The organism is Streptomyces barringtoniae (genome assembly GCF_020819595.1).
GTDB lineage: Bacteria > Actinomycetota > Actinomycetes > Streptomycetales > Streptomycetaceae > Streptomyces > Streptomyces barringtoniae.
Genome location: NZ_JAJHNP010000003.1, coordinates 492,501 through 502,477, shown reverse-complemented (window position 1 = coordinate 502,477; position 9,977 = coordinate 492,501). Strand labels below are relative to the sequence as shown.

Annotated in this window: 10 protein-coding genes, 1 pseudogene and 1 riboswitch; of the genes and pseudogenes, 7 read left to right on the top strand and 4 right to left on the bottom strand. The window is 73.3% G+C overall.

Going from position 1 to position 9,977, the window contains the following annotated elements; all coding sequences use genetic code 11:
• Nucleotides 1-200: 200 nt before the first annotated feature.
• Both LMU33_RS07105 and LMU33_RS07100 read left to right on the top strand, forming a co-directional pair.
• Nucleotides 201-701: pseudogene (locus LMU33_RS07105) on the top strand (RNA polymerase sigma factor); the annotation flags it as partial.
• A gap of 580 nt (nucleotides 702-1,281) precedes the next feature.
• Entirely contained in the window at nucleotides 1,282-2,271 is a 990-nt protein-coding gene (locus tag LMU33_RS07100) for a CU044_5270 family protein (protein WP_228618334.1), read from the top strand.
• Between the two features lie 25 nt (nucleotides 2,272-2,296).
• On the opposite strand, the gene LMU33_RS07095 is transcribed toward LMU33_RS07100, so the two are convergent.
• Both LMU33_RS07095 and LMU33_RS07090 read right to left on the bottom strand, forming a co-directional pair.
• Nucleotides 2,297-3,145: a bifunctional 5,10-methylenetetrahydrofolate dehydrogenase/5,10-methenyltetrahydrofolate cyclohydrolase gene (locus tag LMU33_RS07095; RefSeq protein WP_228618332.1), complete on the bottom strand. Its 849-nt coding sequence runs from the start codon at nucleotides 3,143-3,145 to the stop codon at nucleotides 2,297-2,299.
• 25 nt (nucleotides 3,146-3,170) lie between these two features.
• A riboswitch (ZMP/ZTP riboswitch) is annotated at nucleotides 3,171-3,251 on the bottom strand.
• Nucleotides 3,252-3,278: 27 nt separating this feature from the next.
• Complete coding sequence (locus tag LMU33_RS07090) at nucleotides 3,279-4,118, bottom strand: hypothetical protein (protein ID WP_228618331.1); 840 nt, start codon at nucleotides 4,116-4,118, stop codon at nucleotides 3,279-3,281.
• Between the two features lie 60 nt (nucleotides 4,119-4,178).
• Between LMU33_RS07090 and LMU33_RS07085 the strand changes: the two genes are divergently transcribed.
• On the top strand, nucleotides 4,179-4,727 hold the full coding sequence (locus LMU33_RS07085; protein WP_228618329.1) for a MarR family winged helix-turn-helix transcriptional regulator: 549 nt from the start codon (nucleotides 4,179-4,181) through the stop codon (nucleotides 4,725-4,727).
• 49 nt (nucleotides 4,728-4,776) lie between these two features.
• Here the strand turns inward: LMU33_RS07085 and LMU33_RS07080 are convergent, their stop codons facing one another.
• Together LMU33_RS07080 and LMU33_RS07075 are read right to left on the bottom strand one after the other, a co-directional pair.
• Nucleotides 4,777-5,142, bottom strand: coding sequence for a nuclear transport factor 2 family protein (locus tag LMU33_RS07080; RefSeq protein ID WP_228618327.1), 366 nt, complete (start codon nucleotides 5,140-5,142; stop codon nucleotides 4,777-4,779).
• 152 nt (nucleotides 5,143-5,294) lie between these two features.
• Nucleotides 5,295-6,086, bottom strand: coding sequence for an acyltransferase domain-containing protein (locus LMU33_RS07075; protein ID WP_228618326.1), 792 nt, complete (start codon nucleotides 6,084-6,086; stop codon nucleotides 5,295-5,297).
• A 299-nt stretch (nucleotides 6,087-6,385) separates the two neighbouring features.
• Between LMU33_RS07075 and LMU33_RS07070 the strand changes: the two genes are divergently transcribed.
• The 4 genes from LMU33_RS07070 (at nucleotide 6,386) to LMU33_RS07055 (ending at nucleotide 9,974) form a co-directional block, all read left to right on the top strand.
• Nucleotides 6,386-7,474, top strand: coding sequence for an S-(hydroxymethyl)mycothiol dehydrogenase (locus LMU33_RS07070; protein WP_228618324.1), 1,089 nt, complete (start codon nucleotides 6,386-6,388; stop codon nucleotides 7,472-7,474).
• Nucleotides 7,471-8,100 (top strand): MBL fold metallo-hydrolase, encoded by a 630-nt coding sequence (locus LMU33_RS07065; protein ID WP_228618322.1) that lies wholly within the window; start codon nucleotides 7,471-7,473, stop codon nucleotides 8,098-8,100. Before LMU33_RS07070 ends, LMU33_RS07065 begins: the two co-directional genes overlap by 4 nt.
• 100 nt (nucleotides 8,101-8,200) lie before the next feature.
• Nucleotides 8,201-9,115 (top strand): SDR family oxidoreductase, encoded by a 915-nt coding sequence (locus LMU33_RS07060; protein ID WP_228618321.1) that lies wholly within the window; start codon nucleotides 8,201-8,203, stop codon nucleotides 9,113-9,115.
• Nucleotides 9,116-9,146: 31 nt separating this feature from the next.
• A complete protein-coding gene (locus tag LMU33_RS07055) occupies nucleotides 9,147-9,974 on the top strand; it encodes an SDR family NAD(P)-dependent oxidoreductase (RefSeq protein ID WP_228618319.1) in 828 nt (275 codons plus the stop codon).
• Nucleotides 9,975-9,977: the final 3 nt, after the last annotated feature.

The window sequence follows — 9,977 nt, the reverse complement described above, 5'->3', positions numbered from 1 at the left end:
CTGTGACCAAATAGAGCGTTCCGATCGTCTTGTGGTCGGTCGTCGTCAGCCAGCGTACGGCGCGGCCGCCCCTGAAATCTCTGATCCTCTTCACGCCCCGCCTGTGTCCGCGGCCGCCCCACCGGTCACACTCGGACGACGCGAGAAGCATCACGGAAGAAGGGTGTGACGATCCGGGCGGTGCCGGACACGAACGGAACATGAGCAACGACGAGATCTTCGCCGCTGCCTATCGCGAGCACTACTGGGCGGTCAGCCGCTATGTCGCGCGGCGACTGCCCGGGCGGGCCGACGAGGTGGAGGAAGTGGTGGCGGAGGTGTTCACGGTCGCCTGGCGGCGCCGGCGCGACCTGCCGGACGCGCCGTTGCCCTGGCTGTACGGGGTGGCCCGCAACTGCCTGGCCAACGCGGTACGCGGCTACGGGCGCCGGCGCCGGCTGGTGGACCGGCTGGGCAACGACGAGGCCGCGCACGGCAGGCACATCGTGGACAGCCCGGACGCGGAGACGCCCGGTGCCTGGGTGCACGAGGCCCTGGACCGGCTCTCCCCGGCCGACCAGGAGGTACTGCGCCTCGCGGCCTGGGAGGAACTCGACGCCGCGCAGATCGCGGTCGCCCTGGGCTGCGGCAGACGCGCGGCGACGATGCGCCTGCACCGCGCCCGCGGCCGACTGCGAGCCGAGATCGACCGCCTGCGCCCGGCACCGCCGCCGAGGCAGGCACTGCCCGAACAGCGCACGTGTCGCGCGGCGTCGCAGGGCGTGCCGTTCCCTGATCACCCCATGCGTTCCGGGGTGTCGGACGGCGAGTCGCATCTCCAGCGGTGCGCGCGTCCCGGTGCCCCGCAGGGTGGGTCGGATCCTGAGCGGTACGGGTGCCCCGCGGCGCCGGAGGACGTGCGGCGTGCCGAGCAGGGTGGGTGTCCTGGGACCCTGGACGGTGAGTCGCATGCCGAGCAGTGTGTGTGTCCCGCGGCGCCGGAGGACGTGCCGGTCCCCGATCACGCCGTTCCTTCCGAGGTGTCGGACGGTGGGCCGCTCGCCGGGCGTCGGCCGGGCCCCGGCGCGTCGGCGGACGCTTCGCCGTCCGGGCACCGCACGCCCCCGGTGACGCCGACGACCGCCTCAGCGTCGGCGGAGGTGGGCGAGGAAGGCGCGCCGTCGGCCTTTACGTCCCGTGCCGGCGATGACGCACCCGCCGGGCAGCGCGCACCCGGTCGGCGCTCGTCCTGTTCCGCCTCCGTCACCCCCGTCGGCGTACCCCCGCGCAAGGACCCCCGCCATGACTGACGAACTCGACCTCCTGCGCCGTGCCAACCCGGTGCCGGCCCACGGCCCGTACTTCGGCGACGGTCCGCTCGACCACGGAGCCGAGCGGCGGCTGGAGCTGCTGCTCGGCGAGGACGAACGCCGCCCCGCCCGGCTCCGCGCTCCGCGCCCCCGGCTGTGGTGGGGCCTGGCCGCCACCGCCGTCGTGCTGGCCACCACGCTCACCTTGCTGCTCGGCGGCCCGGGCACCCCGCCCGCCGTGGCCGCACCCCGCCCGCTGACCGTCCGCGCCCACTCCACGGCCGTACCGCTGGACCGGATGGCCGAACTTGCCGCCGCGGCCGCCGCGGGCGGTTCGCCCGGCCTGCGCAAGGGGACCCATGTGCAGTCCTGGAGCCTCGGCATGAGCGACGAAGGGCCGCCGGTGACCCTCCCCGAGGAGCGCGTGGTGCGGTGGAACCCCGACGACAGCCACACCGAGCTCGTCGTGGCGACCGACCCGCGCCACCCGGGCCGCCCGGTCCTCAGCGACGAGGGCGGCGCGCCGCGCACGGTGGCGGACGGACAGGTGCTCAGCCGGACCACCTACCCGCCGAGCTGGAGCGACGCCCCGCCCGAGGCGCGCCCCCCGCACGCGCCGGCCGCCCTGCGGGCCTACCTCGCCGAGACGGCCCGCACCGGCACCGGCTCCTTGACCACGCCCGAACTCCTCGACGCCGTACAGGAGTTGCTGGACCACTGGACACTCGGTGCCCGGGAGTCCGCCGCGCTGGTCCGGATCCTCGCGGACGCCAAGGGCCTGCGTCCGGCCGGGCAGGTGACGGACCGGCTCGGGCGACCGGGGGAGGCGTACACGTACGACACCCCCGGCGCCCGGCGCATGCTGATCCTCGAACCGCGCACCGCCGCCGTCCTCGGCCTCGAGACCACCTTCACCCGGGACGACCCCCGGTACGGGGTGAAGACCGGGGACGTGATGGAGTACAGCGCCTGGATGCGCTGACCCCTGTGGACCGCCCCGGTGCGCCTTACGCGCCGAGCTGCCGGGCGGCTGCCTCGACGGTCTGCTCCAGCAGCGTGGCGATCGTCATGGGGCCGACACCGCCCGGCACCGGCGTGATCAGCGAGGCCCGCTCCACGGCGGAGTCGAAGTCGACGTCGCCGACATTCCCCGGGTTGTAGCCGGCGTCGATCACGACCGCGCCGGGCTTGATGTCCTGCCCGCGGATCAGCCGCGGCCGGCCCACGGCGGCGACCACGATGTCTGCCTCCCGGACCGCCGCCGACAGGTCCGCCGTGCGCGAGTGGCAGTACGTCACGGTCGCGTCCCGGGCCAGCAGCAGCATGCCCACCGGCTTGCCGAGGATCGCGCTGCGGCCCACGACCACGGCCCGCCTGCCTGCCGGGTCCACGCCGTACTCGTCCAGCAGCCGCAGGATGCCGCCGGGCGTGCAGGACACGAAGCCCGGCAGGCCGAAGCTCATCGTGGCGAAGGAGGCGAAGGTGACGCCGTCGACGTCCTTCTCCGGCGCGATCGCCTCGAACGCGGCGCGCTCGTCGATGTGGTCGCCGACCGGGTGCTGGAGCAGGATGCCGTGCACCGCCGGGTCGGCCGACAACTCCCGCAGCACGCCCACCAGTTCAGCGGTGGTCGTCGTGGCGGGCAGGGCCACGTGCCGGGAGACGATGCCGGCCTTGCGGCAGCGGTTCTGCTTCATGCGGACGTAGGTCACGGACGCCGGGTCCTCGCCGACCAGGACGGTCGCGAGACACGGTGCGGTGCCGGTCCGCCCGGTGAGGTCCGCGGCCTTCTTCGCGGTGTCCTCGGCGATGCGGCGGGCTAGGGCGGTGCCGTCCATGAGACGGGCCTGGGTCATGCTGCACACTCCTGGGCTCGGTCGACTCTCTCGCCCAGGCGCGCGGCATCCACCACGGACCGCTCCCCGGTGGTACTCCACCTCAGCGCCAGTCACGGCCCGGGTACAGGGTAACCGAGTACGCGTACGACCCTCAGTCACCGTCCGCGGAGGCGGCCGGCATGGGGCCGGCCCCGGCGAGAAACGCGGTCGCCCCCGCATGCAGCCGCTCGGCGCCGATGGACCGTGCCCAGCGGGCCAGCTCCGTCGCCAGCGCCGTGGCGCCCGCCTCGTCGCCCGTGTCCCGGGCCAGCGTCGCCAGCAGCAGGTGCTGGGAGAGGGTGCCGGGCACCGCGCCGGCCCGGGCCCCCAGCGCGGTGGCCCGGCGCCAGCGCTCCCGGGCCCGCTCGTGCTCGCCGTGGTCGTGGTCGTGACCCCCGAGGTGCCGCAGCGCCTCGCGGGCCAGCAGATCGTCCGCGCCGCCCTCCCCGGCCCGCAGTGCCTGGGCGTAGTGCCCGGCGGCGGCCGCGGCGTCGGCGAAGTGGTTGTCCTCGATCAGCCCGCGGTACATCGCCGCCCAGCCCCGGCGCACCTCGTCCGGCGCGTCCTCGTAAAGGTTCCGGGCCCGGTCGCGCAGGGTGGCGAGCGCCTCGGGGTCCTTGCCCTCCGGGCCCTGGCGCGGGGTGCCGGCCACGTGGAGCAGCCGGGCGTAGGTGTGTCTGAGGCGGAGGAAGCCGGTGTCCCAGTCGCCGTCCGGGAACTCCCGTTCGGCCCCCTCGATCCGCGCGGCCGCGGTGTCCGTCCCGGCGAACCAGTCCCGTTCCAGGGCGACTTCGGCATGCGCCCGGGCGATCCGCGCGCGGTCGGCGGGATCCTCTGCGGTCACCGCGTCGAGCAGCGAAGCGGCTCGCTCCCAGCGGCCGGCGGTGCTCAATTCCCTTGCTGCATGGAGGAGTTGCTCGATTTCGACGAAAGCGTGTGCGGCATGTGTCATGCGCGGCAAATTAGGCAGGTGAAAAATGATCCACAAGAAAACTACTGCGGGAGGCAGACGGTGCAGGACTCGGTGGACCGCCACGTGGCCGTCTGGGCACGCGAGCTGGAGTGGCTGGACCCGGTGCGGGAGGCCGTCGCCGCCCGGCTGACGATCCTGGCCCGGCACACCTCCCAGGCCCGCCGGGCGGTGCTGGACGCCGACGGCCTGAAGTACTGGCAGTACAAGGTGCTGTTGATGCTGCGCAGGTCCGGACCGCCGTACGAGTGCAGTCCCTCGGGGCTGGCCGAGCGGCTGGGCCTGACCCGGGGCGCGCTCTCGGCCCGGCTGGGCCCGATCGAGGACGCCGGGCTGATCACGCGTACGCAGGAGAAGGGTGACCGCCGGCGCGTGCGGGTCCGGCTCACCGAGGCCGGCCATGCCGCGTTCGAAGCACACGCGGCAGCGGAGGACGCGGGCGAGGGCGAGCTGCTCTCAGCGCTGACCGAAGCAGAGCGACGCACACTGGCGGACCTGCTGCGCAAGCTGGTCCTGGCCGCCGAGGGCGAGCCCGGGGCATCCGCCCCAGGCTTGCCTGCGCCGAGAAGGTCCAGGTCAGCCGGGAGGTGACCTGGACCCTCGCGTAGCTCCTTCCGGCGCCCGCCGTGCCGGGGTGTGCCTACTCGTCCCAGGCCTGGATGATCAGTTGGTCGGCTATCTTGCCGTCGCGCAACGTGACCATCGACTCGGCGAGGACGCGGGTGCCGTCCCCGTACTGGCAGGACTCACTGAACGCGGCATGATCGCCCTGCACGACGCACCGGTCCAGCTTGTGTGTCATGTCGCGGCTGTAGATGTCGTCCAGCAGCTCGGCGATCTGACCCCGGCCGCGCAGGACGGTGGGGTGGCTGGGCTGGTTGTTGCGGTCGACGATACGGATCTCCGCGTCGTCGGCGTAGAGCGACAGAAGGGTGTTCCCCGTGTTCCCTTCTATTCCCCGGCGCAGTGTCTCGATGTCGAAGGCGGAACCTGTCGCGGTGCCCATGGGTGACCTCCTTCGGGCGCCCGCGGCCCGGCGGGGCGCGGACCGCCCGGACGCCCACCCTTCGAGGCTCCCCCGGCCGGGCGGCCACGGCAAGCGCAGACGGCGGGCTCCGCCGCACGGGTGAGCGCGGGCAGCCGTCCGTGTCCCGGCCCTCACCGCCGTACGGCCCCGGAGCCGGCGCCCGGTCCCGACCGCAGCACCGCCCAGTCGCGGGACAGCGCGAAAGCCGAGGCCGTACCGCCCGGGAGGCAGTCCGGGAGACATTCCGGGAGCAGGCTGGTGAGCCGGTCGCCCGGGCCCAGTTCCAGCCAGGTGCGCACTCCGTCACGGTGCAGCAGGCCGACCGCCTCGGCGAACCGCAGCGGTGCACGCTGCAGCCAGAACCCCGGCTCGGCGGTCTCCGCGCCCACCGGACGGGCGGTGATATCGGACACCAGGGGCAGGCGCGGCGCGCACGGGTGGAGCGTGGCGAGGGTACGGCCGTAGGCGTCGAGGACGTCGTCCAGGCGCGCGGAGTGCGGCTCGCCGTCCGTCCGGCCGTCCAGGAGCCGGGCCAGGGTGCCGACCGCGTGGCAGGCGTCCGCCAGCGAGAAGACGCCCGCGGCATACGCGGCGGCCATCCGCCCGGCCGCCTGCCCGAACACCACGTCCGGCAGGACACCCCAGCCGCGCAGCAACCGGTACTGCGCCGTCTGGAGCGCGAACACCGCGGGCCCGGCGAACGACTCCCGCTCCAGCAGCGCGGCCGTACGCGTGCCGGCGTGCGCGAACATCACGGATTTCAGCGGGAGTTCGAGATACGGATCGAGGCGTCCGCAGATGTCGTCCAGCGCGCCGGCGAACTCCGGGAAGGCGTCCTGGAGTTCGCGTCCTGTTCCGGGCCGCGGCGCGGCACCGGCCGAGAAAAGGAATGCGATGCGTCCATTGCGGGCTTCGACGGGCATGCCCCCATTGAGGCACGCCCGGATCGATGCACACACCAGGCGAACTCATGCACCCTGCAAAAAGATTGTCATCATGGAATGACGTTATTCGGTCAAATTCTTACCGGAGAGCGGATCATTTCCCACGAATGAGCACGCTGTTCCCGGCGGGAGCGCCCGGCGCCGCCGAATGGGCGGGTCCGGCGCGGACCGGTTCGCCCGGCGGCCGGAAAGATCCACGATCACGGCCGTGGTCCGCCCGCTACCGGCCGGTCGCGCATAGGGTCGGCGGCGAAGGCATTCGAGGAAGGGGCCAGACCATGGCGCAGGAAGTGCGCGGCGTGATCGCACCGGGGAAGGACGAGCCCGTACGGATCGAGACGATCGTGGTGCCGGACCCGGGGCCCGGCGAGGCCGTGGTGCGCGTCCAGGCCTGCGGCGTCTGCCATACCGACCTGCACTACAAGCAGGGCGGCATCTCGGACGACTTCCCCTTCCTCCTCGGCCATGAGGCCGCCGGTGTCGTGGAGTCGGTCGGCGAGGGCGTGAGCGATGTCGCGCCCGGCGACTTCGTCGTCCTCAACTGGCGTGCCGTGTGCGGTCAGTGCCGGGCCTGTCTGCGCGGGCGGCCCTGGTACTGCTTCGACACGCACAACGCGCAGCAGAAGATGACCCTGACCGACGGCACGGAGCTCTCGCCGGCACTGGGCATCGGCGCCTTCGCCGAGAAGACGCTCGTCGCCGCCGGCCAGTGCACCAAGGTCGACCCGGCCGTCTCCCCGGCGGTCGCCGGCCTGCTGGGCTGCGGGGTCATGGCCGGTATCGGCGCCGCCATCAACACGGGCGGCGTCGGGCGGGGCGACTCGGTCGCCGTCATCGGGTGCGGCGGGGTCGGCGACGCGGCCGTCGCCGGGGCGAACCTGGCCGGCGCGGCGAAGATCATCGCTGTGGACATCGACGGCCGCAAGCTGGACAAGGCCCGCACCCTGGGCGCCACCCACACCGTCAACTCCAAGGAGACCGACCCGGTCGCGGCGATCCGCGAGCTGACCGGCGGCTTCGGCGCCGACGTCGTCATCGAGGCCGTCGGCCGCCCGGAGACGTACCAGCAGGCCTTCTACGCCCGCGACCTCGCCGGCACCGTCGTCCTCGTCGGCGTCCCCACCCCCGAGATGAAGCTCGAACTGCCCCTGCTGGACGTCTTCGGCCGCGGCGGCGCCCTGAAGTCCAGCTGGTACGGCGACTGCCTGCCCTCCCGCGACTTCCCGATGCTCATCGACCTGCACCTGCAGGGGCGGCTGCCGCTCGACGCGTTCGTCTCGGAGACCATCCAGCTCGACGAGGTGGAGAAGGCGTTCGAGCGGATGCACCACGGCGACGTGCTGCGGTCCGTGGTGGTGTTCCGATGACCGTACGCATCGAACGCCTCGTCACCACCGGGCAGTTCACGCTCGACGGCGGCACCTGGGACGTCGAGAACAACGTGTGGATCGTCGGCGACGAGCGGGAGGTGATCGTCATCGACGCGGCCCACGACGCCGAGGCCATCGCCCGCGCCGTCGACGACCGGCGCCTGATCGCCATCGTGTGCACGCACGCCCACAACGACCACGTCAACGCCGCACCGGCACTCGCCGACCGCACCGGCGCCACCATCTGGCTGCACCCCGACGACCTGCCGCTGTGGAAGACGACCCACCCGCACCGCGACCCCGACCGGCACCTCCTGGACGGCCAGGTCATCGAGGCGGCCGGCGCCGACCTGACCGTGATCCACACCCCGGGGCACGCCCCCGGCGCCGTCTGCCTGTACGACCCCGCGCTCGGCACCGTCTTCACCGGGGACACCCTGTTCCGGGGCGGCCCGGGCGCCACCGGACGCACGTACTCGCACTTCCCGACGATCATCGACTCCATCCGCGACAAGCTCCTCACCCTCCCGCCGGAGACCAAGGTCCTCACCGGCCACGGCGACCCCACCACCATCGGCGCCGAGGCACCGCACCTGGAGGAGTGGATCAGGCGCGGACACTGAGTCCGCGTCGGCAATCCCGACAGAAGACGTCCGGCTTTCCCGTGACAGTGGACGGCGACAGCAGTCGTACCGACAGTCGCAAACGCACGGGAGGCCGGACATGTCAGGACCGCTGCAGGACAAGGTGGCGCTCGTCGCGGGGGCGACCCGGGGCGCCGGGCGCGGCATCGCCGTGGAACTCTGCGCGGCCGGCGCCACCGTCTACGTCACCGGCCGCAGCACCCGCGAGCGCCGCTCGGAGTACGACCGCCCCGAGACCATCGAGGACACCGCCGACCTCGTCACCGCGGCCGGCGGACACGGCATCGCGGTCGCCGCCGACCATCTGGAGCAGTCCGCAGTACGCGCCCTCGTGGAGCGCATCGACCGCGAACAGGGCCGCCTCGACATCCTCGTCAACGACATCTGGGGCGGCGAGAAACTCTTCGAGTGGGACACCCCGGTCTGGGAGCACGACCTTGCGGGCGGGCTCGGACTGCTCCGGCTCGCGGTGGAGACACACGCGATCACCAGCCACTTCGCGCTGCCGCTCCTGCTGCGGCACCCCGGCGGCCTCGTCGTGGAGATGACCGACGGCACCGCCGACTACAACCGCGGCACCTACCGCGTGAACTTCTTCTACGACCTCGCCAAGGCCTCCGTGCTGCGCATGGCCTTCGCCCTGGGCCACGAACTCGGCCCGCGCGGCGCCACGGCGCTCGCCCTGACCCCGGGCTGGCTGCGCTCGGAGATGATGCTCGACGCGTACGGCGTCCGCGAGGACAACTGGCGCGAAGCGCTCGACCGCGAACCGCACTTCGCCATCTCCGAGACCCCGCGCTATGTCGGCCGCGCCGTCGCCGCCCTGGCCGCCGACCCCGACGTGGCCCGCTTCAACGGGCAGTCGCTCTCCAGCGGCCACCTCGCCCGGGAGTACGGCTTCACCGACCTCGACGGCAGCCGCCCCGACGCCTGGCGGTACCTGGTCGAGGTGCAGGACGCGGGCAAGCCGGCCGACGTCACCGGATACCGGTGACCGCGCGCCCGCGGGGCCGTACGGTCACCGCATGACCGATCACACCCGCTTCGCAGGACACGGAGTTCTCGTCACGGGCGCGGCCCGCGGTATCGGCGCCGCCGTCGTCAGGAGGCTCGCCGAGGAGGGCGGACGGATCCTGGTCACCGACCGGGACCTGCCCGAGGCCGAGCGTACCGCCGCCTCCATGCGCCGACAGGGTCTTGCGGTCGAGGCGCTGGCCTGCGACATCGGCGACCGCGACTCGGTGGAGGCGGCCGTCGGCCACGCCGTCGCCGCGTTCGGATCGCTCGACGTGCTGGTCAACTGCGCGGCCCACTGCACCCCGGACGCCCCGCTCTTCGAGGACGGGGCCGACGAGACGTGGGCGCTCGACCTCGACGTCACCCTCACCGGCACCTACCGCTGCTGCCGCGCAGCCCTGCCGCATCTCGCCGCCTCCGGACGCGGGGCGATCGTCAGCATCGGCTCCGTCAACGGGATGCAGGACTTCGGCAACCACGCCTACAGCGCCGCCAAGGCGGGCCTCGGCTCGCTCACCCGCACCCTCGCCGGACATGCGGGGACCCGGGGCGTACGGGCGAACCTCGTGGTGCCGGGCACCGTCCGCACCTCGGCGTGGGAGGGGCGCGAGGACGAACTCGACGCGCTCCGCCCGTTCTATCCGCTCGGCCGGGTCGGCGAGCCGGAGGACATCGCCGCCGCGGTCGCCTTCCTCGCCTCCCGCGACGCCGCGTGGATCACCGGCACCACGCTGGTGGTCGACGGCGGGCTCACCGCGGTGAACACCGGCTTCCACACGGTGGTACGGCACCCCGGGGCCGGCCGGGCCGAGCCGTCCGGGGAGCCGGCCCCCTGAGCC

Excerpts from the sequence above, each read along its gene's own strand:
- LMU33_RS07100 (WP_228618334.1), top strand. The coding sequence starts at position 1,282 with ATGACTGACGAACTCGACCTCCTGCGCCGTGCCAACCCGGTGCCGGCC.
- LMU33_RS07095 (WP_228618332.1), bottom strand. The coding sequence starts at position 3,145 with ATGACCCAGGCCCGTCTCATGGACGGCACCGCCCTAGCCCGCCGCATC.
- LMU33_RS07090 (WP_228618331.1), bottom strand. The coding sequence starts at position 4,118 with ATGACACATGCCGCACACGCTTTCGTCGAAATCGAGCAACTCCTCCAT.
- LMU33_RS07080 (WP_228618327.1), bottom strand. The coding sequence starts at position 5,142 with ATGGGCACCGCGACAGGTTCCGCCTTCGACATCGAGACACTGCGCCGG.
- LMU33_RS07075 (WP_228618326.1), bottom strand. The coding sequence starts at position 6,086 with ATGCCCGTCGAAGCCCGCAATGGACGCATCGCATTCCTTTTCTCGGCC.
- LMU33_RS07070 (WP_228618324.1), top strand. The coding sequence starts at position 6,386 with ATGGCGCAGGAAGTGCGCGGCGTGATCGCACCGGGGAAGGACGAGCCC.
- LMU33_RS07065 (WP_228618322.1), top strand. The coding sequence starts at position 7,471 with ATGACCGTACGCATCGAACGCCTCGTCACCACCGGGCAGTTCACGCTC.
- LMU33_RS07060 (WP_228618321.1), top strand. The coding sequence starts at position 8,201 with ATGTCAGGACCGCTGCAGGACAAGGTGGCGCTCGTCGCGGGGGCGACC.
- LMU33_RS07055 (WP_228618319.1), top strand. The coding sequence starts at position 9,147 with ATGACCGATCACACCCGCTTCGCAGGACACGGAGTTCTCGTCACGGGC.